This window comes from Listeria ivanovii subsp. ivanovii (assembly GCF_900187025.1).
GTDB lineage: Bacteria > Bacillota > Bacilli > Lactobacillales > Listeriaceae > Listeria > Listeria ivanovii.
In genome coordinates, this window is record NZ_LT906478.1 from 1,938,433 (window position 1) to 1,958,826 (window position 20,394).

Annotated in this window: 18 protein-coding genes and 1 pseudogene; 4 read left to right on the forward strand and 15 right to left on the reverse strand. The window is 38.5% G+C overall.

Going from position 1 to position 20,394, the window contains the following annotated elements:
- Position 1 precedes the first annotated feature (1 nt).
- Positions 2 to 2,641 carry a pyruvate, phosphate dikinase gene (gene ppdK, locus CKV67_RS09590; RefSeq protein WP_025280007.1) on the forward strand — a complete coding sequence of 880 codons (2,640 nt, stop codon included), beginning with the start codon at positions 2 to 4 and terminating at the stop codon, positions 2,639 to 2,641.
- Positions 2,642 to 2,845: 204 nt separating this feature from the next.
- Positions 2,846 to 3,154, forward strand: a complete 309-nt coding sequence (locus tag CKV67_RS09595) for a carboxymuconolactone decarboxylase family protein (protein ID WP_014093208.1) — start codon at positions 2,846 to 2,848, stop codon at positions 3,152 to 3,154.
- 99 nt (positions 3,155 to 3,253) lie between these two features.
- On the opposite strand, the gene CKV67_RS09600 is transcribed toward CKV67_RS09595, so the two are convergent.
- The 11 genes and pseudogenes from CKV67_RS09600 to mntR all read right to left on the reverse strand — a co-directional run bounded on the left by CKV67_RS09600 (position 3,254) and on the right by mntR (position 15,359).
- On the reverse strand, positions 3,254 to 3,631 hold the full coding sequence (locus CKV67_RS09600; protein WP_014093209.1) for a VOC family protein: 378 nt from the start codon (positions 3,629 to 3,631) through the stop codon (positions 3,254 to 3,256).
- A gap of 3 nt (positions 3,632 to 3,634) precedes the next feature.
- Positions 3,635 to 4,620 (reverse strand): annotated as a pseudogene (locus CKV67_RS09605) (aromatic acid exporter family protein).
- A gap of 95 nt (positions 4,621 to 4,715) precedes the next feature.
- A complete protein-coding gene (locus tag CKV67_RS09610) occupies positions 4,716 to 5,339 on the reverse strand; it encodes a DedA family protein (protein WP_014093211.1) in 624 nt (207 codons plus the stop codon).
- Positions 5,340 to 5,477: 138 nt separating this feature from the next.
- Positions 5,478 to 6,839: a trypsin-like peptidase domain-containing protein gene (locus tag CKV67_RS09615; protein WP_014093212.1), complete on the reverse strand. Its 1,362-nt coding sequence runs from the start codon at positions 6,837 to 6,839 to the stop codon at positions 5,478 to 5,480.
- Between the two features lie 270 nt (positions 6,840 to 7,109).
- Entirely contained in the window at positions 7,110 to 8,621 is a 1,512-nt protein-coding gene (locus CKV67_RS09620) for a phosphohexomutase domain-containing protein (RefSeq protein WP_014093213.1), read from the reverse strand.
- A 67-nt stretch (positions 8,622 to 8,688) separates the two neighbouring features.
- Complete coding sequence (locus CKV67_RS09625; protein ID WP_014093214.1) at positions 8,689 to 9,567, reverse strand: putative RNA methyltransferase; 879 nt, start codon at positions 9,565 to 9,567, stop codon at positions 8,689 to 8,691.
- Positions 9,568 to 9,619: 52 nt separating this feature from the next.
- Positions 9,620 to 10,102: a dihydrofolate reductase gene (locus tag CKV67_RS09630; RefSeq protein WP_014093215.1), complete on the reverse strand. Its 483-nt coding sequence runs from the start codon at positions 10,100 to 10,102 to the stop codon at positions 9,620 to 9,622.
- A gap of 14 nt (positions 10,103 to 10,116) precedes the next feature.
- Positions 10,117 to 11,061, reverse strand: a complete 945-nt coding sequence (locus CKV67_RS09635) for a thymidylate synthase (RefSeq protein ID WP_014093216.1) — start codon at positions 11,059 to 11,061, stop codon at positions 10,117 to 10,119.
- A 12-nt stretch (positions 11,062 to 11,073) separates the two neighbouring features.
- Entirely contained in the window at positions 11,074 to 12,966 is a 1,893-nt protein-coding gene (locus CKV67_RS09640; RefSeq protein WP_014093217.1) for an ABC-F family ATP-binding cassette domain-containing protein, read from the reverse strand.
- A 121-nt stretch (positions 12,967 to 13,087) separates the two neighbouring features.
- Entirely contained in the window at positions 13,088 to 14,770 is a 1,683-nt protein-coding gene (locus tag CKV67_RS09645) for a formate--tetrahydrofolate ligase (RefSeq protein ID WP_014093218.1), read from the reverse strand.
- Between the two features lie 160 nt (positions 14,771 to 14,930).
- Positions 14,931 to 15,359, reverse strand: a complete 429-nt coding sequence (mntR, locus tag CKV67_RS09650) for a transcriptional regulator MntR (protein WP_014093219.1) — start codon at positions 15,357 to 15,359, stop codon at positions 14,931 to 14,933.
- Positions 15,360 to 15,735: 376 nt separating this feature from the next.
- Between mntR and cspD the strand changes: the two genes are divergently transcribed.
- Together cspD and CKV67_RS09665 are read left to right on the forward strand one after the other, a co-directional pair.
- On the forward strand, positions 15,736 to 15,936 hold the full coding sequence (cspD, locus tag CKV67_RS09660) for a cold-shock protein CspD (RefSeq protein ID WP_003728273.1): 201 nt from the start codon (positions 15,736 to 15,738) through the stop codon (positions 15,934 to 15,936).
- A gap of 122 nt (positions 15,937 to 16,058) precedes the next feature.
- Entirely contained in the window at positions 16,059 to 16,457 is a 399-nt protein-coding gene (locus tag CKV67_RS09665) for a ribonuclease HI family protein (protein ID WP_014093220.1), read from the forward strand.
- Between the two features lie 20 nt (positions 16,458 to 16,477).
- Here CKV67_RS09665 and CKV67_RS09670 read toward each other — a convergent pair whose 3' ends face one another.
- The 4 genes from CKV67_RS09670 to CKV67_RS09685 all read right to left on the reverse strand — a co-directional run bounded on the left by CKV67_RS09670 (position 16,478) and on the right by CKV67_RS09685 (position 20,394).
- Entirely contained in the window at positions 16,478 to 17,350 is an 873-nt protein-coding gene (locus CKV67_RS09670) for a 5'-3' exonuclease (RefSeq protein ID WP_014093221.1), read from the reverse strand.
- Between the two features lie 76 nt (positions 17,351 to 17,426).
- On the reverse strand, positions 17,427 to 17,696 hold the full coding sequence (rpsN, locus tag CKV67_RS09675) for a 30S ribosomal protein S14 (RefSeq protein ID WP_014093222.1): 270 nt from the start codon (positions 17,694 to 17,696) through the stop codon (positions 17,427 to 17,429).
- 142 nt (positions 17,697 to 17,838) lie between these two features.
- Positions 17,839 to 18,897, reverse strand: coding sequence for a chitinase ChiA (gene chiA, locus CKV67_RS09680; RefSeq protein ID WP_014093223.1), 1,059 nt, complete (start codon positions 18,895 to 18,897; stop codon positions 17,839 to 17,841).
- Positions 18,898 to 19,086: 189 nt separating this feature from the next.
- On the reverse strand, positions 19,087 to 20,394 hold the full coding sequence (locus CKV67_RS09685) for a nucleobase:cation symporter-2 family protein (protein WP_014093224.1): 1,308 nt from the start codon (positions 20,392 to 20,394) through the stop codon (positions 19,087 to 19,089).

Sequence of the window (20,394 nt, forward strand, 5' to 3'; positions counted from 1 at the left end):
AGTGAGAAAATTTGTTTATCAGTTCAGTGAAGGTTCCAAAGAAATGAAAAATCTTTTAGGGGGAAAAGGCGCAAACTTGGCCGAAATGACAAATATTGGTCTATCTGTCCCTCCTGGCTTTATTATTTCCACAGATGCTTGTAACGATTATACGAATAACCAAAAACATTTATCCGAAGACATTTTTGAAGAAGTAAAAATCCATTTGGCACAATTAGAAAAGCAAACAGGAAAAATATTTGGCTTCGCAGAAAACCCCCTACTCGTTTCAGTCCGATCAGGCGCACCATTTTCTATGCCTGGCATGATGGATACTATTTTAAATCTGGGGTTAAATGATGCCGCGACAAAGGGACTAGCAGATCTGACAAACGACAGCCGTTCTGCATTTGATTCTTATCGACGTTTTATTCAGATGTTTAGTGATGTAGTGTTTGAAATACCCAGTTATCATTTTGAACAAGCTCTTACGAAAATTAAAAAAGCAAATAACTATCAATTAGACACCGAATTAACTGCGGAAGACTTAAGCGAATTAGTAGCTACGTATAAAGGAATTTTCACTCAAACAACTGGACAAATTTTCCCGCAAGAACCACTGGAGCAACTGCGACTTGCGATTATCTCTGTGTTCAATTCATGGATGAACCCGCGAGCAGTGATTTACCGGAGACTAAATGATATTGATGTTAGTTTTGGAACTGCGGTTAATATTCAAGCAATGGTATTTGGTAATACAGGTGATACAAGTGGAACTGGAATCACTTTCACTCGAAATCCATCTACTGGTGAAAAAGCAGTTTTTGGTGAGTTTTTACTTAATGCTCAAGGGGAGGATGTTGTCGCAGGAATCCGGACACCAGAACCAATCAGCGCACTAAAAAAACGAATGCCTGCTGTTTACAACGAGTTACTCACCACATGTGAACTACTCGAAAATCATTATTTAGACATGCAAGATATCGAGTTTACCATCGAAAAAGAAAAACTTTACATTTTACAAACGAGAAATGGGAAACGAACAGCCAAAGCAGCCATTCAGGTAGCTGTTGATTTGGTTCATGAAGGAAAAATCACGAAAGATGAGGCACTCATGCGTGTGGAAACAAACCAGCTCGATCAACTCCTTCACCCAACTTTTGTTGAAAGCGCTCTAAAAGTAGGACAAGTTCTCGCAACTGGTTTAGCTGCAAGCCCCGGAGCTGCAACCGGACAAATTTACTTCACCGCTAAAGAAGCAGTTCAAGCAGCTGACCGAGGCATCCCAGTCATTCTCATTCGAAATGATACCTCGCCGGAAGATATTGAAGGTATGGAAAAAAGCGCTGCCATCCTAACAGCTCATGGCGGCATGACATCTCACGCAGCAGTCGTCGCTCGCGGTATGGGAAAATGTTGTATCGCTGGCTGTTCAGAATTAATGATTAATGAAAAAGAAAAAATCATTATCCTAAAAAATGGCACACAGCTTCATGAAGGAGAACAAATCTCACTAGACGGTACTTCTGGAAAAGTCTACCTTGGTGAAATTGAACTTACAGAAGCTGCCATTGGTGGTCATTTTGATGAACTTATGTCTTGGGCAGATGAGGAAAAACAATTAACGATTCGGGTAAATGCAGATACCCCGGCAGATTTCGAAAAAGCACTTTTATTCGGTGCGGAAGGAATTGGACTTTGCCGAACGGAGCATATGTTTTTTGACGAAAAACGCATCCCGCATGTCAGACAGATGATTTTAGCAGAATCATTAGCAGAACGCGAATCTGTCTTAACGACTTTAAAAGAAATGCAAAAAGAAGATTTCACCGAACTGTTCCGATTAGCTAATGGACGCGCGGTCAATATTCGCTTACTTGATCCACCACTACACGAATTTTTACCAACAAGTGACCCTGAAATTGAGCAACTAGCGCGTGACATGACTCGAACTGTTCCTCAACTAACCAAACGGATTCAAGCACTTACGGAGTCTAATCCAATGCTCGGTCACCGCGGTTCTAGGCTGGCGATTACTTTCCCAGAAATTTACCGGATGCAAGCGGAAGCGATTATCGAGAGTGCAGTCATTGTTCACGACGAAGGAATAGCTGTCCACCCAGAAATTATGATTCCGTTAATTGCAACTAAAAGTGAACTAAGTTATATCAAAAAAGAAATCAAGCAAGCCATCCATTCCATTTTCGACAAAGAACGGGTAGTACTTCCCTATGATATCGGTACAATGATTGAGATCCCTAGGGCTTGTGTTACTGCAGACCAAATCGCGGAAGAAGCGCAGTTCTTTAGTTTTGGCACTAATGATTTAACCCAGCTCACTTACGGATTTTCTCGCGATGATGCGACAAAATTCCTTGGCGATTATTATGAAAAAAATATTTTGTCAAAAGATCCGTTCGTAACAATTGATAAAGATGGGGTTGGCGCACTTGTCGAAATGGCTGTTACTCGAGGACGAATGACCCATCCGAACTTAAAAATGGGCGTTTGCGGAGAACATGGTGGCGACCCGGAATCAATACGCTTGTTCCATCAACTCGGGCTTAGTTATGTTTCATGCTCGCCTTACCGGGTACCGATTGCTAGACTTGCTGCAGCACAGGCTTCATTAGATGAAAAAAAGTTTCTTGTAACAGGATGAAAAACGAAAACAGACATTCTTAGATTGTATAACTTGAGAATGCCTGTTTTTCCATTTGATAAATCAACACCCAACTATTTGTTTACTTATTCACATATCATGTGATAGATTTGTAAATAGATGATCATACTAAAAGGATAGCAGCATAAAAGCTATACTTCTTTCTATATTATTTGCCAAATAAATCTATAGGAGATGAATCTAATGAAAGTAAGTAAATCTTTTGAAGTATTTGCAAAAGAAGCTCCCGAAGTTCACGCTGCTTGGATGGAAACTGTACAAAAGTTAGATACTGCGAGTAAGCTTGATAAAAAAACAGAGGAACTTGCCTACATCGCTGTTATGGCAGCAGTTCGACTTGAAAGTGGTATTCCCTTTCATGTAAAAATGGCGAAATCGAACGGAGCAACGAGAGATGAAATTATTAGTGCCATTCTTGTTGGTTTGCCGGCTGTTGGTAATATTGTAACAAGTTCTTTACCCGTAGCCCTTGACGCTTATGATGAAGAATAAAACTTTCTAAAAAATATGGAACTGCCTCATTAAAATAGGTCAGTTCCATATTTGATGAGTCCATTACTTTTAAGCTTTATGCTTCTTCCCTAAAAACTCCTACTTCTCACAAATCGCAAAGTAATTCCCTTCATTATCAGCAAAATTAAAGACTCTCCCCATTGGTAAATCAACCAACTCACCAACCGTTATCCCTTTCTTTTTATAAGTTTCATATAGTTCCGCGACGTTCTCCCCAAAAAGTAAAATCGACGGTGTACCGAGGTTCATCTCTGGGTTCATTTTAGCGACTTTCTTTTTATTTTGAAGAACAAAAGAAGTCTCCACGTCTTTCGTTGGAGCTATCTCAATCCACTGAATTTCCCCATTAACTATTTCTTCTGAAACAACGACAAAATCTAGTTTTTCTACCCAAAAATCTCTCACTGCCGCCTGATTTTCTACATACAACATTACTTGACCAATTTTATTTATCATCTTTTATCGCCCTCTCGTAACTTTAATTTTTCTTGTAAACCAAACTCAGCATAAAAATCACGCTTCATTTCTAATAAATAACGTAAATCATTCATAAATTGAAACAGGATTGCCCGGTTTTCAAATTCTGCACGCGTTTCTGGAAGTTTACTACTTCTGAACTCATGCACCATTGTGGTAATTTCCGCCACCAAGTCTTCAGCAGTATTATGCTCATCGAGGGTCATCGCCGTTTTTTCCGTAATTTCCGCCAGTGCTAAACTTTGCTCAGAGGAATGGTGAAAGGCTACTAAATGTCGTTTCATTTGTGTTAAAATCCTGTACTGAACAAGCCGCATATCAACGTACTGCGAATAATAGTGCGATGAAGTAAAAAATTGATTATCCAAGTTTCGTGCAGCTTTTTCTTGTGCATAGTCGAGTGTACCCTTTAATTGATGTAATAAGCCAAATTCATCGTGATACTCTGATTGTTTACGTAATCCCTGCGTCATTTCGGTTAAAATTTGCCGCATGATTTCTTCAATTTTCTGTTGACTACGCTTCAATTCATCTTCCATTTTTGGCATATATAAATTCAAAATAATTGCAATTCCAGCTCCCACAGCCATTAGCAAAAGCTCATTTTTAAACCAAAAGAACGATAGTGACTGCTCTAATAAAATATGTGAAACAAGAACTGAGCTGACAACAATTCCATCCGCGACATGTAACTTAACTGCTAGCGGAATAAAAATAAGTAAATATAAACCAAAACTCACCGCATTGTAACCAATCAACAAGAAAAATATTGCTGCAATGGATAAAGCTAAAACGGTCGAATACACACGTTGAATAGCTAATTGTAATGATCCTTTTTTCGTGTTTTGTACACTTAAAATCGCAATAATCCCAGCTGAAACGGCATATTCCAAATGTAACCATTCCGCCAAAATAATCGCAAGTGTTGCTGCAATTGCTGTTTTTACTGTCCGCATCCCAATCCGCATGATTTCCATCCCCTTTTCTATGTCCAACTTATCATAGCATGAAAGCCAAAATCACAAAAGAAAAACCTTGAAGATCGCGCCTTCAAGGTTACCATTTATTCTTCATCGATTGTTTTTTTGAAACGTGCTCGGAAAAAGAAACATAATCCAATAATAAAAATTAGCACAATGATGCTATAAATAATCGTCGAAAAACTATCCATAAAAACAATAATTTCATTCCAAGATTCACCAAGAAAAGCCCCAAGTCCAATTAAAATAGTATTCCAAAGCAAACTTCCTGCAGTTGTAAGTAATAAAAACTTAGACATTTTCATCTTCGTCATCCCAGCTGGAATCGAAATTAAACTACGAATAAGCGGGATCATTCGACATAAAAACACAGCCCAACTCCCATATTTCAAAAAGAAGTTTTCTGCACGTTCAATATCCGATTCCTTCAATCGTAAAATCCGCCCGTACTTTAACACAAAATTCGTCATCCGCTCTTTACCAAAAAACGATGCGACTTTATATAATAAAATAGCTCCAACAACAGATCCAAAAGTTGCGACAATTATAACCATCATGACATTCATCGAGGAAATAGTCGTCATAAAGCCACCAAAAGTTAAGATAATCTCAGAGGGAATTGGCGGAAATAAGTTCTCCACCATAATTAATAAAAAAATACCAATATAGCCAAAATCAGCCATAATTCCTGTAATCCATGTTTCCAAAAAACACACTCCCATACTTTATTTCCCTTTTAAAGTAAGTGCTTGCTTTTTAAGTTTACTATAATAGTGCTGCTATTTCAATCGTTTTATTGCAAAATAGAAAACTTGGTACGATAAACGCACCAAGTTTTGTTTTTATTATTTTGCCACTAATCTCATTTGAACAGCTTCAATTCTTAAGCTTTCACCTGTTGTTCCGGCAGTTGCTCCGTCTTTTACCCAGCCTTGCCAGCCTTTATTTTGAACATGAGCTCTATATTGTACAGAGTAATTTTTGGCCATATTTCCGGTTAATTTTACTTGGAAGGCTTCTAGACGTTTTGATTGTCCACGAGTCCCAGAAATTTCGCCATTTTTTAGCCAACCTTGCCAACCAATACCTTGAACGTGAGAACGATACTGGATATCTCCAGAATAAGGCATCCCTGATAGGCTAATTTTCATTGCTTCTGCTCGTAAGCCTAGCCCTGTTGTCCCAGCAGTTGTGCCATTGGCTACATTACCCATCCATCCATTCCTTTGAACGTGTAATTCATAATTTATTCCCTTTTGCTTGCTTACGGCTAAATTGTTACTAAATGCCCACGTATAGATATTGTTTAGTTTTTCTTTTGTAATTCGAGTACCAAAGTTATCTTCTGAACGATCTCTATATTCATACGCATTTACGGCTAGAATTTGTTTTTTAGAATTATAAACGCCGCTCCCACTACTACCGCCAGTTGTATCTAATTTGTAATAAACATTATTTGCAGTTGTTTTAGAAATGCTACCTGTTTGCGTGAACAACTTCCCATTTTTATCACCGTGATAACCACTAATAGTAATTGCTCCGGATGTATTTGTTGTTAACCCCATCGTACCAGTTTTTCGTCCTATATTTTTAGTTAATTTAATAACACCATAATCTTCTGAGGAAGGTTCTTTTTTGGTCCATTCTTTTGGTACATACATTTTTTTTGCAGTTGCTTTGCCAAATGGTGCAACTGAGCCATTAAATCCGGGGTGGACTGTTATTTTGGTTGCCCAACCGCCATATTTCTTTTGATACAAACAATGAGCAGCCGTGAGTACTGAGTCATCTCCAATCATTTGTCCACTCCCAGAGCTGTACTTACCTATTTTTGTTAAGTTTGGAAATTCAGCCTCTATAAAAACGCTTGTAGAATAAGGATATTGTGCAGTATTAGTTACGAGCTTTCTTCCGTCCGCTCCAAAAATACTTTTTACGCTGGGAATAATTTCTTGTTCATCATTCACAAATTCAATTCCTGATAAATCAACCTCTTGCGCATCAGAGGTATCTAATGTCCCTTCTGTCGCATTGACATCTTCTAAATCGCTAATTTCATCAACAATAAAATCTTCTCCATCATTTGTTACTGTTTCTCCTACTACTTTTTCATCCGTAGTCATTCCCGTTGCTTGTGCTACTATCCCGCCACCTAACAGGAATAGTGCGAAGGCCAATAGTAAAGCTAGCATTCTAAGTTTTTTCATTGTTGTATCTCCTTTTTATTTTTTTAGTAAATAAATACAAAAATAAAAATTTGTTCCATGTTGTCTATTCTGTACTTTAACTATCTATGCTATTTTTCTCCTCCCGCAAATAATAAAATTCATCTCCGTAACAGTTGTTTTTATCATGTATTTATTTGCTATGTAAATATGTAGTTATATTCACATAATTATTATACTATATTTGTCCATTTATTTGTTAAGCATTTTGCATAAAAAAGAAGCCAACATAGTGCTGGCTTCTAGTCTTTCTTATACTTCTAATTCCGCTTTACTTGCAAAAAAATCAGCTAACCGGTCTTTCACTTTTTGAATTCCGCCAATTTCATCACTTTCTAAGTTCATTGGCATAACGGGTTCGTGCAGGCTCATACGCAACAAAAACCAACCTTCGCCAAGTGCTCCACTTGTGTTGACACGAATACCTTCCAAATTTTCTGGTTCTAGAGACAGATCTGTGTCTGCTTCAACAAATTTCTGAAAATCTGCTAACACTTCTTGACCATAAGCTTTAAAATCAGTTGCTGTAATATTTAACCGCATTTCTTCGCTTTCGGCTGGTTCTTTTAAATTGGCAATTAAATCAGCTAAATCTTGGCCATTTTTGCGAAGTGTCGCATACGTCATTAAAATTTTAGCGATTAAATAGGCCCCATCATCGAGGAAATAATTTTCTTTCAATGCCGCATGCCCACTTACTTCAATCGCGATTTCAGTGGGTGTTCCTTCTCTATTTAGTCGAAGTGCCTCATTGATTACATTTCGATAGCCTCGTTTGAAGCGGTGTTGCTTTCCGCCTTTTGCTTCAATGAATGCTTGTAAATGACCAGAAGTAGTCGAGTCAGTTACAATGGTTGTTCCTGGCTTTTCTTGTAAGATAATGCTTGAAATAACAGCAATGAGTGGATTGCGGTTCAAGCTTTCCCCACGATTATCCATAATGGCTGAACGGTCGACATCGGTGTCAAAAATCACACCTAAATCCGCCCCGCTTGTCAGAACTGCTTTTTTCAAGCTTGCCATTGCTTCTTCGTTATCTGGATTTGGAATATGATTCGGAAAATGACCATCAGGATCTAAAAACTGACTACCAGAAATATCTGCGCCAAGCTCTGCAAGTACTTTCTCTGCAAAGAAACCACCAGCCCCATTTCCAGCATCGACAATAATATGACTACCTTGTAGTGGCTTCATTTTATCAGTGGCACCGGTAATACCTGCTCTGATTTTTGCAGTTAAGTCCGTTGCGTAGGTAGAAAGTAAATCTTGTTTTGTTACTTTACCAGAGCTTAGTCCGTTTTCTATGAAAGATTTATCTGCATGTGCCACAATATAATCAATATCCTCATGTTCTGCACCGCCAGATTTCGTGAATAATTTTAGTCCATTATACATAAAAGGTAAGTGGCTCGCTGTGATCATAATTCCTGCATCACAGTTGTAGTCATCATACTGCGTCGCCATAAACAGGGCTGGTGTGGTTGCAAGTCCCACGTCCACGATATCTATCCCTGCAAAAAGAAGTCCTTTTACAAGTGCCGCTTTTAATCGTTCCGCTGAAAATCGGCTATCATGACCAATCGCAACCTTGGCTCGACCTTCTACCTTTTTCTCCTCTTTTAGCCATTTCGCAAATCCATAAGCAATCTTTTCTACACGTTCGTCTGTCAGCGTAACCTGATATTTTTCCGTAGCAATCGCAATTCCACGTATGTCTGATCCGTTTTGCAGTGCTTTTAACGCTTTCGTTTCTGATTGATTCATGTCATTTCCTCCAGCTTCATAATTTCCACTTCATTATAGCTTATATTGCGCATCATTCACATAGTTTTTACAAAAGTGGTGCTCTTCTTGCAATAATGATTTGCAGATCCACTGTTAGCTCTTGTGGCGGATTTGCTAATAAATCACGTTTTTTCTCTGCATCAATGTGCCAACCAAGTGGTGTCATTTCAAGAAAATCCGCAAATAATGTTTTGGCGATTGGCGATTGATAAGTTACTCGTTCCATCTGTTCGACCGTTAGTTTTTCGGCTAATCGAGACGTTACCGACTCATTTGAATAGCTACTTTTCTCATCGACATAAATAAATTCCCGCAATTCGCGTAAATAATTCTCTTCCGGAACTACTTTAAGTAAAAAGCCATCCTTTTTTAGTAACCGATTAAATTCCTCATAATTCGAAGGTGATAAAATATTTAAAATCACATCTGCTGTCTCTGGTTGATTAGGACAATTAGCTAAGTCTGCTACCGTCCAAACTATTCCCGGATAGTCACGCGCAGCTTGTTTAATGCCTTCTTTAGCAATATCTAATCCCACAGCTTGCGCGGATTGTCCTCCTGCTTGAAGCTCCTTTACCATTCGCGCTAAATGACTTCCTTCACCACAACCAGCATCATATAAAACGAGTGCTGGTTTTTCTGTATTCGCGTTAATAATATTTGTCATCCGTTCAATTAACTTCTCAAAAAACCCGCTCGCAATCACTTTTTTACGTGATTCGAACAAAGCTTGATCATATTTGGTCTTATGTACTTGCTTGAGTAAATGTAAGTACCCTGGCTTGGCAATATCAAATCCATGCTGTTCGGGGCAGACAAATGAGTGCGGCTCTTTAAACACAAATTCACCGCCACAAATTGGACAAGCAAGAAGCGCGATACTTTCTATCATAGCAAGCTTATTTATCTCCATTTTTGATAACAATGACTCTTCACTCCACTCGAAAAACGTTGCCCACGAATAGGCAACGTTTCTACTAATTTCTTTCGTACGTATAAAATGTATAGTTGTACTTATTTTTTTCATCTTTTTCATGAGCTTCTTTTGCGACTTCCGAAAAATTTTCCCAATCCACTTCTGGAAATGCGGTATCTGCATCAAACTCGGCATCAATTTTTGTAACAATTAACTTATCTGCCACATCCATGAATAAGCGATAGATTTCTGCACCACCAACTACATAAATTGGTTCGCCTGTGTTCGCAAGATCCAACACCTCATCCCGCGAATGAAGGACTTCTGCGTCACTTAAATGCAGTTCCTTATCTCTTGTTAACACGATAGTCTTTCTATTAGGTAAAGCCTTTCCTAACGATTCGTAGGTTTTCCGTCCCATGACGAGTGTTTTTCCAGTGGTCGTTTTTTTGAAAAACTGTAAATCCCCTGGTAAGTACCACGGCATCTTGTTTGCTTTTCCAATATTGCCGTCGCGATCTTGTGCCCAAACAAAAATAATCATCCAAAAAACCTCCCTTATACTGAAATTGGTGCTTTTATCGCTGAATCTGGATGATAGCCGTCTAGTGAAATATCTGCCACATCAAAATCAAAAATAGTGGCTGGCTTATCGGAAAGCACTAATTTCGGAAGCGTGTGCGGAGTTCTTGTTAATTGCTCTTTCACTTGTTCGATATGATTGTTATAAAGATGTGCATCTCCCATTGTATGGATAAACTCCCCTACATCTAGTCCCACTTCACGAGCAATTAAATGTGTCAAAAGTGCGTAACTGGCAATATTAAATGGAACTCCTAAAAATATGTCGGCGCTACGTTGGTAAAGCTGGCACGACAGTTTCCCATCTGCCACATAAAATTGGAACAATGAGTGACACGGAGGTAAAGCCATATTCGGGATATCTTCTGGATTCCAAGCAGAGACAATCAACCGGCGCGAGTTCGGATTCGTTTTAATCATTTCAATCAAATCTGCTAACTGATCAATCGTTTCTCCTTGTGAAGTTTTCCATTCACGCCATTGTTTGCCGTAAATATTACCTAGTTCACCGTACTTACTGGCAAATTCTTCTTCTTCCAAAATACGCGCTTTGAATTTTTCCATTTCTGCTTGATACACTTCTTTGAATGCTGGATCCTTCTCCGCTCGCAAGCCAAAGTTTGTCATATCTTCGCCTGTATAATCGGAACTTTTTACAAAACGTTCAAAAGCCCATTCGTTCCAAATATTATTTTTATGTTGTAAAAGGTAGCGAATATTCGTATCTCCATGTAAAAACCATAGTAATTCACTTACTACCAGTTTGAATGGCACACGTTTCGTTGTCATAATCGGAAAACCCGCTTGTAAATCAAAACGCATTTGATAACCAAATGTACTGATTGTCCCAGTTCCAGTGCGATCTCCTTTTTGTGTTCCATTCTCTAAAACGTATTTTTCTAAATCCAAATATTGTTTCATCGCTCGCACTCCTTATTCCGCATATTGTGATAAAAATTCCCAGCGTTCCATCATTTCCTCAAGTTCCGTTTCTTTTGCAGTAATTTCCTCACTAATTTCTGCTGCTTTTGTAAAATCCGCTCCTGTTTTTTCCAGTGTTTTATTTAAAGTTTCTATCGTTTGTTCTAATTTACTAATCGCTCCCTCAATACCATCCCACTCTATTTGTTCTTGATATGTCAGCTTCACTTTTTCCTTTTTTTCCGGAGCGGCTTTTTCTGCGGAAGTATTGGCCATTTTTTTCATTGATTTTGCTGGTTTTCCTTTAGCTTCGAGTTCTCGTAAATAATCGCTGTACTCACCGTAGAAAATCTCTACTTCGCCAATTGCTCGGAAAACTAGCAGCTTATTAACTACTTTATCTAAGAAATATCTATCGTGACTTACGGTAATTACTGTTCCATTAAATGATTCCAAATAATCTTCTAATACGGTAAGTGTTTGCGTATCTAAATCATTAGTAGGTTCATCTAATAGTAAAACATTTGGCCGTTCCATCAAAATTCGTAGTAAGAATAAACGTCTTTTTTCGCCACCCGACAAACTGCCAATTTTCTTACCATGCGAGTTTGGTGGAAATAAAAATCGTTCTAGCATGGCACTCACGCTGATTACCTCGCCACCGGAAGTCGTGACTTGTTCTCCCGCTTCTTGTAAATAAGCAATCATTCGCATATCTGGGTCCATTTCTTCATTTTGTTGCGTGTAGTAACCAATTTGAACCGTTTGCCCAGTAATAACTTCACCAGCATCTGGTGCTAGCTTTCCGGCAAGCATGTTAAGCAAAGTGGATTTTCCAGTTCCATTATTACCAGTAATTCCAAGACGTTCACCCGGCTGGATAATTAAACTGAAATCTTGTAATACTTGTTTTTCGTCAAAGTGTTTTTCTAAGTTTTTAAGTTCAAAGACATCTTTTCCTAAACGACTAGTAACAAAATCAATCGCTAGTTCGGAGTCATCCGTTTTTGTTTTCACTTTTTTCTCTAAATCATGAAATCGGTCTTGTCTTGCATTTTGTTTCGTTGCTCGACCTTGAGGACCGCGACGCATCCAAGCAAGTTCTTTCCGATAAAGGTTTTTATTTTTCTCGGATTCGCGGACTTCGTTTTCCATTCGAACAGCTTTTGATTCCATGAATTTCTCGTAATTACCAACGTATCGATATGCAGAACCACGGTCTAGCTCAACCATATGATTTGTCACACGATCCAGGAAATACCTGTCATGGGTTACGAGCAGTACGGCACCTTTGAAACGATTCAAATACTCTTCTAACCAACGAATGGACTGAAAATCCAAGTGGTTAGTAGGTTCATCTAAAATAAGTAAATCCGGCGTTTCAATTAAAACTTGCGCCAACCCGACCCTTTTTCGTTGTCCACCAGAAAGCTCGCTAATTTTGGCTGTTAAATCGGTAATCCCAAGTCGTTCTAAAATTGTTTTTGCTTCCGTGTTCATATCCCAAGCTGCACTTGCATCCATTTCTTGACTCGCAGCTGTATAGGCATCATGAAGCTTGGTGTTTTCTGAATCAAGTGACATAGCAAGTAGTACTTCTTCATATTTACGCATTGCTCGGAGCGCCGCTGTATCCCCATCAAAAACTGCTGAAAGAACTGTATCTTCCTCATTAAAAACAGGATCTTGTGCTAAATAGCCAATCGTGTAGTCTTTCGCTTTCGTGACGGTTCCTTTGTCTCCCGATTCGCTTCCAGAGATAATTTGCAATAAGGTTGATTTTCCGGTGCCATTCACACCAATTAAACCAATTCGCTCACCTTCTGTAATGGTTAGTGAGATATTCTCAAATAGGCTTTTTTCACCATATGTTTTGGTTAAATTTTCTACTTTTAATTGTTTCATTTAGTCCCATCCATTTCCGTTCTGTCCTATCTATTCTAGCTGAAAAAGCGTCACTTAGCAATTGGTTTTGATTAGAAAAAAAGTTCCAAAAGTGTTTAACGCACTTTTGGAACTTGAATAATTAGAATAAGCCTTTCGCATTTCCATTTTCGTCAACGTCCATATTTAGCGCTGCAGGTTTTTTCGGTAAACCAGGCATCGTCATTACATCCCCGGTTAAAGCAACAACAAATCCCGCACCAAGTTTTGGAATGAATTCGCGAATATGAATGACAAAATCTGTCGGCCGACCAAGTAGTGTTGGATCATCCGATAAGGAATATTGTGTTTTTGCCATGCAAATCGGGTATCTATCCCAACCATATTTTTTGAAGTCGATAATTTGCTTTTGTGCTTTACTTGATAATTCCACACCAATTCCACCATAAACTTTCGTAACAATTGCATCTAATTTTTCTTCCATCGACCATGCATCGTCGTAAATGCGTTTGTAGTCTGCTTTTCCACTTTCTACAGCAGCGATTACTTTATCCGCTAGCTCTAATCCGCCAGCTCCACCTTTTTCCCAAACCTCTGTTAATGAAAATGGTATCCCGTTCTCCTTGCATAAAGCTTCTAGTTTCGCCACTTCTGCCTCTGAATCGGTGATAAATTTATTGATAGCGACAACATAAGGAATGCCGAATGTTTCAATCGATTCTGTATGTTTTTGTAAATTAGTAAAACCTTTCTGAAGTGCATCGACATTTTCTTCACTAAGCTCCGTTTTTAAGGCGCCACCGTGCATTTTCAGTGCGCGAATTGTCGCAACGATAACGACACAATCGGGTGCTTTTCCAAGAGCAGGAACTTTAATGTCTAAAAACTTCTCTGCACCTAAATCTGCACCAAATCCTGCTTCTGTTACTACATAATCACCTAGTTTTAACGCTGTGCTTGTCGCGGATACACTATTACAACCATGAGCAATATTGGCAAAAGGACCACCATGGACAATGGCTGGTGTATGTTCTAAAGTTTGGACTAAATTAGGTTTTAGGGCATCTTTTAAAAGTAAAGTTAATGCTCCTTCGTACCCCATTTCACCAACAGTAATCGGTTCTTTTTTATAATTATAACCAATGACAATTTCGCTAAGACGTCTTTTTAGGTCTTTTAAATCACTTGCTAAACAAATAATTGCCATGATTTCTGATGCCACCGTAATATCAAAACCGTCTTCACGTGGAACCCCTTGAATAGGACCACCTAGACCGACAACTACCTTTCTAAGTGCGCGGTCATTTAGGTCAACCACACGCTTCCAAACAATGCGTCTACCATCAATTTCGAGCTCGTTACCTTGTTGCATATGGTTATCAATAAACGCTGATAACGCATTGTTAGCAGCTGTTATTGCATGAAAGTCACCAGTAAAATGCAAGTTAATATCTTCCATTGGGATAACTTGCGCAAAGCCTCCACCTGTTGCTCCACCTTTGATTCCCATAGTAGGTCCAAGTGATGGTTCTCGAAGTGCAATGACTGTTTTTTTATCTTTTCTGGAGAGTGCATCTCCAAGTCCTACAGTTACAGTAGATTTCCCTTCACCAGCTGGTGTTGGATTTATTGCTGTCACAAGTACAAGATTTCCTGGTTGTTTGTCTGTTAAAGAGTGAATGGTATCATAGGATAATTTCGCTTTATACTTGCCGTAAAGTTCGAGTGCATCCGCATCAAGTCCTAAACGTTCTGCAATTGTTGTAATTGGTAGAATTTCAGCATTCGATGCAATTTCAATATCTGATTTCACTTTATTTGACATGTTAACCCCTCCGAATATGTATATTGTAACAAAGAATCAAAATGCTTTGGCTTTCTTTACAGCATCAAAAAAGCGCGACACCAATTGATGTAACACCATTTTTTGATTCAAAAGAAAAACCTGATTGCGCAAAAATCAGCATTTGACCCTTGGATTACCGTTATTCCTTCGTTTCCGGTCTATTCACTTCCATTGCCTTGAGTGCTTTTAGAGCATCTGGATGTTCTTCAAAAAACTTCACAACATCCCCGATTCGGTCAATAGAATTCCAGCTTAAATGGTGTTCAATTCCTTCCACATCGTGATAAATATGGGAGGATTCTACGCCAATAATACTTAAAAAGCTTTCTAGTAATGCGTGTCTTTCCAGCAATCTTTTCCCTATTTGTTTTCCTTTAGGTGTCAATATTAATCCGCGATATTTTTCATAGATTAAATACTCATCTTTATCCAATTTCTGTACCATTTTTGTTACTGAAGATGGATGGACAAATAATTCATCTGCAATATCCGAAACTCTGGCATAACCTTTCGTTTCAATTAGGGAATAGATTTTTTCGATATAATCTTCCATACTAGGTGTTGGCATAGCTATACCCTCCAACTTAATTTCTTTCACATAGCCAATTGTACTATAATATGAGGCTTTCTAAAAGCAATTACCCTTTCCAAAACAAAATTTCTTCCTAGCAAATTCACCTATATTTTGAAATAGAAAGCAGATTTAAGTAACTAAATCAGACATAAAACCAATAAGTAAGCCTTTACAAGTCCAAAAATTTAAAAAATATTGGAAATCAGCTTGACGTTTATAGGTATTTTGATTTATAGTGTTAGTATCATATGCGGTGACGCTATGAACTGAAAAGGGCGTATTTGTGAGAAAATTTTTTCATTTGAAATGTAAGCGTTTAAACGGAGCGGTTTTTAGCAATTATTAGCCATACTTAGGAGGATTTATTTCGATGCAGAATGGGAAAGTAAAATGGTTTAACAATGAAAAAGGTTACGGTTTTATCGAATCAGACGGCGGCGAAGATATTTTTGTTCACTTCACAGCAATCCAAGGTGATGGCTACAAATCTTTAGAAGAAGGCCAAGCGGTCACTTTTGAAGTGGTAGAAGGTAACCGTGGGGCTCAAGCTGCGAATGTAGAAAAAGCCTAAATCAGTTACTTAGTAGACACGGACTTAAAAACCGGTAGCTTCATTTGCCGGTTTTTTTATTGCAAAAATAACGCTTTCCTTCTATAATAAAGCCACATTACATAGTATGGAGGAAACGAAAAATGGAAGTATTCGTGGACGGAGCAAGTGCAGGAAATCCTGGTCCAAGCGGCGCAGGGATAGTTTTAAAAGCAGATGGCATATATGAACAATTGGCAATTCCCCTAGCAGTTATGACGAACCATGAAGCGGAATTTATCGCGATTAAACTAGGTCTGGAAGCAGCCCTAAAAAAGCAAGCAACTTTCATTCGTCTATATTCAGATTCTAAAGTAGCGATAGAAGCCATTCAAAAGCGACATGCTAAAAATCCTTTATTTAAACATCATCTAGATGAAATTTTACAGATGAGTGATTCTTTAACATTGTTCTTTGTCGAATGGCGCCATGTCAGTCAAAATAAACAAGCCGATCAACTGGCACGTCAAGCTATAAAAAAACAGAAGCAACCTGGGAAATAGCGACCAGATTGCTTCTGTTTTTATTCTACGTCTCGAGTAAGTGTTTTTAGACCATATTTTTCAATGACAGAAAAAGCATCTTCTCTAAAACCATGGTATTTTAAGTTATCCAAATTCATCTCAAGTGGTACGTCGGTATGAATTCTAGCTAATTTTTGACTTAGTTCTAACATCGCTAAGTCTTCTTGAATTTTCGTTTGCTGTGCTGGCTTGAGTTTATCGAGGTTGGATAAAACACCTTCAATTGATTCGTGTTCTTGAATTAATTTGATGGCTGTTTTTTCACCAATTCCACGAACACCAGGATATCCATCTGAGGTATCCCCCATCAGTGCTTTTACATCAATGAATTGGCGCGGGGTAATACCCATTTCTTCAAAAAATGTCGCTTCATTATATCGTTTATAATTGCCATACCCCTTTTGCATAATCCAGACATCATTTGTTGGTGCAATCAGTTGTAATAAATCCTTATCACCACTTAGTACTGTAGTTGAAATAGTACTTGCTGCCTGGACAGTAATCGTACCAATACAATCATCCGCTTCAAATCCTGGTACACCTAAATTCACAAAACCAAACCCAGTTGCGACTTCTTTGGCTAAATCAAACTGTGGAATCATTTCTTCTGGCGGAGCGGTTCTGCCAGCTTTATAACCATCATAAAGTTCATTACGAAATGTCTGAGAACCCATATCCCAACAAATAAGTGTATGGGTTGGATTACTTTGGCGGATTGCCGCAAACATATGACGCATAAATCCTTGAACCCCGTTAGTTGGTATTCCATCTTGATTAAACATAAACTGCTTCGAAACTGCCGTTGCATAAAAAGCCCGGAAAAGTAATGCCATTCCGTCAATAACAAGCAAATTTTCTCGATTCTCGCTCATATATAGTCCTCCAATTTCTTTCTACTGCCATCTATTGTAGCATAATTCCAACTGGCTCGCAGAAAAAAGAGGTATTTTACCAGCTCGCTTTTTTAACGCCGGGTAATTGTCCTTGATGTGCTAATTCACGAAAACGAATCCGTGACATGCCAAATTTGCGCATATAACCATGTGGACGACCTGTTAAGTCACAACGATTATGCACTCTTGTAGGGGATGAATCTCTTGGAAGCTTGCGTAACTCGTCAAAACGACCTTCTGCTTTTAGCGTCCGACGTAATTCCGCGTACTTTTCTACAAGTGCTTTTTGATGCTCATGTTTAGCTACTTTTGATTTTTTAGCCATAAAATACTCCTTCCTCAAATAATAATCATTCCGATTTACATCATACGCCTGTTTTAAAATGAATGCAAGCCTTCTGTTTTTTATGTTAATAAAACCGCCTAAAGTCCATCGTTCAAATAATAGAAATTAAGCGGTTTTTTATTTATTTAGTTCCTACAAGTGGCCCATAAGCATTTGAAAAGCCATTGTTATACGCAACGCCAGCTTTATTTTTACCAGCGTCCCAGTTAACCGACCAAGTCATAATTCCTTTTACAGGTGTCCCTTTAGCTTGTAGGCGAGTGAAGACATTTTTGACAATTTGCGGATCTGTTACATAACCAGTTGCAGCGGCATCTACATTAGCTGGTAAACCAAAGACAAATTTATTTGCAGGAATTTTTAAATAACCGCGTGTTCCATTAATAAAAGAATCTGCCATATAATATAAGAATGATTCTTTCAGTGTGTCATTGTTTTGGGCAATCCATTGGTTCGTTTCATCCACCCAAACACCATCACCACCTTGGTTATACAGTTGTGGGGCAATATAATCATAATAATTAGCAAGGGAAGTTAAATAACTTTCATAGGCACTTCCTGGCTTTAAGTAAGGGAATTCTGGTGCCATTGTGATTAAGAAGTTTTTCCCTTCTGCTTTGTAGTGGTCTTTGACGAGTTTAAGTGCATCTGGAATGACCGTTTTATTGTCACCTGCTGTAATCGCACTTTGTTCTAAATCAATATCTAAACCATCAAATCCATAGGTCTCCACTTGGCGGATAATTTCATTTGCAAAAGCCTGCTCATCCCCTGCTCTTAGCTCAACGTGTCCATCTGCACCACCAAGCGCTAGTAAGACTGCACGACCTTCTTTGTTTAAAGCGCCTACTTGTGCTCTGAAATCGCTATCACTTATTCCCACAGGTTTAAATGTTGGAATGCGATTTATACCGTCCCCTTTCATAAACGAAACATCCACTACATTATAGGCTTTCGGCGTATCTTTGAGCGCAATATCTGCAGAGCTTCCTTGTTGATAGCCATCTTTTCCAGTTGATTTCCAGCTATGCCAGTATCCAACTAGCACCTGCTTATTTGATATATCGGGCATGATAGACGCATCATCGGTTGCTGCTTGCGCCGTACTCCCAAATGCCCCTAGCCCCGTTCCAACTAAAAGTAAAGATAAACCACCAAACATTATTTGTTTCCCATTCATCCACTTTTCCCCCTTACTGTTTTATCCCAAAAAGTAATCTTGGAGCTACTAGAAAATACCCAGCCCAATGAAAACAAAACTAGAAAAACAGCAAAAAAACGAAATTGATATAGACCAATTCCGTTTTTAAATACGTACTTATTTACAAACACCTAGAAAAAAATAGCCCAATAAAAACTGTTTTATTTTTCACTCTGCATGTTGCGGTTCAGGATTTGTTGCTTCTTTCGCTTTACGATGAGGAATCATATTAAAAATAATATTAAGCGCAATTGCTGTAATGCTCCCAGCAACAATGCCATTACTAGTAAATAAACGAACAAAGGCTGGGAAAGCATTAAATAAGTTAGGGACAACGGTTACCCCTAAGCCAACTCCAACCGAACAAGCAATTATTAATAAGTTTTCTTGCGAGACAAAATTGACTTTGCCTAGCATCTTAATTCCTTGTGCTACAACCATTCCAAACATCGCAACCATGGCTCCCCCAAGAACTGGCGTTGGAATAATCGTTGTAATCGCTCCGATTTTAGGAATTAGCCCTAAGACAATTAAAAAACCAGCAGCTGCATAAATAACTTTACGCGTTTTAATTCCGGAAAGCTGAACTAAGCCAACATTTTGGGAATAAGCGGTATATGGAAAAGTATTAAAAACACCGCCAAGCATAATTGCAAGACCTTCCGCCCGGTAACCACGAGTCAAATCTTTTTTCGTCAGTTTACGCTCCGTAATATCCGATAAAGCAAAATAAACTCCGGTTGATTCTACCATACTAACAAGTGCAATTAAAATCATCGTAATAATTGCTGGCCACTCAAATGTTGGAGTTCCAAAGTAAAATGGTTTCGGCATATGAAACCAGCTAGCCTCACTTACAGGCCCAAGTGAAATACCTTTATAAAGTGCCGCAAAAATAGAACCACCAACAAGCCCAATTAGAACAGCAATTGCTTTTGAAAAGCCTTGACCAAATCGATAGACTAAAATAATTAACAATAAAGTGCCAAACCCAAGACCAAGATTATACATCGAACCAAAATCTTTCGCACCTTCTCCACCAGCTAAATTATTAATCGCTACCGGAATTAGTGTTAAGCCAATAACTGTCACAACTGATCCAGTTACAACAGGTGGAAAAAAACGTACAACTTTAGAAAAGAATGGAGCGATTAATAATACAAAAAGACCAGAAACAATAATTGAGCCATAAATCGCGCCAATTCCCATATCTTGACCAATTAAAATAATTGGTGCAATCGCTTGAACTGCACAGCCTAATACAACTGGCAAACCAATTCCAAAAAAACGATTAACCGTTAACTGTAAGAGCGTTGCAATCCCGCACATAAAAATATCAATCGAAACTAAGTATGTCATTTCTTCTCCGTTAAAACCTAGTGCTGCACCAATTAATAATGGCACAATCACTGCCCCTGCGTACATCGCAAGAACATGTTGAAATCCTAAAGCAGCAATTTTTCCTTTACCTAACAT

Coding starts and splice junctions, on each gene's coding strand:
- CKV67_RS09665 (WP_014093220.1), top strand. CDS start 16,059: ATGGAAGTATTCGTGGACGGAGCAAGTGCAGGAAATCCTGGTCCAAGC.
- CKV67_RS09630 (WP_014093215.1), bottom strand. CDS start 10,102: ATGATTATTTTTGTTTGGGCACAAGATCGCGACGGCAATATTGGAAAA.
- CKV67_RS09595 (WP_014093208.1), top strand. CDS start 2,846: ATGAAAGTAAGTAAATCTTTTGAAGTATTTGCAAAAGAAGCTCCCGAA.
- CKV67_RS09600 (WP_014093209.1), bottom strand. CDS start 3,631: ATGATAAATAAAATTGGTCAAGTAATGTTGTATGTAGAAAATCAGGCG.
- CKV67_RS09645 (WP_014093218.1), bottom strand. CDS start 14,770: ATGTCAAATAAAGTGAAATCAGATATTGAAATTGCATCGAATGCTGAA.
- CKV67_RS09685 (WP_014093224.1), bottom strand. CDS start 20,394: ATGTTAGGTAAAGGAAAAATTGCTGCTTTAGGATTTCAACATGTTCTT.
- rpsN (WP_014093222.1), bottom strand. CDS start 17,696: ATGGCTAAAAAATCAAAAGTAGCTAAACATGAGCATCAAAAAGCACTT.
- cspD (WP_003728273.1), top strand. CDS start 15,736: ATGCAGAATGGGAAAGTAAAATGGTTTAACAATGAAAAAGGTTACGGT.
- CKV67_RS09615 (WP_014093212.1), bottom strand. CDS start 6,839: ATGAAAAAACTTAGAATGCTAGCTTTACTATTGGCCTTCGCACTATTC.
- CKV67_RS09620 (WP_014093213.1), bottom strand. CDS start 8,621: ATGAATCAATCAGAAACGAAAGCGTTAAAAGCACTGCAAAACGGATCA.
- CKV67_RS09640 (WP_014093217.1), bottom strand. CDS start 12,966: ATGAAACAATTAAAAGTAGAAAATTTAACCAAAACATATGGTGAAAAA.
- CKV67_RS09635 (WP_014093216.1), bottom strand. CDS start 11,061: ATGAAACAATATTTGGATTTAGAAAAATACGTTTTAGAGAATGGAACA.
- chiA (WP_014093223.1), bottom strand. CDS start 18,897: ATGAATGGGAAACAAATAATGTTTGGTGGTTTATCTTTACTTTTAGTT.
- CKV67_RS09670 (WP_014093221.1), bottom strand. CDS start 17,350: ATGAGCGAGAATCGAGAAAATTTGCTTGTTATTGACGGAATGGCATTA.
- mntR (WP_014093219.1), bottom strand. CDS start 15,359: ATGCCAACACCTAGTATGGAAGATTATATCGAAAAAATCTATTCCCTA.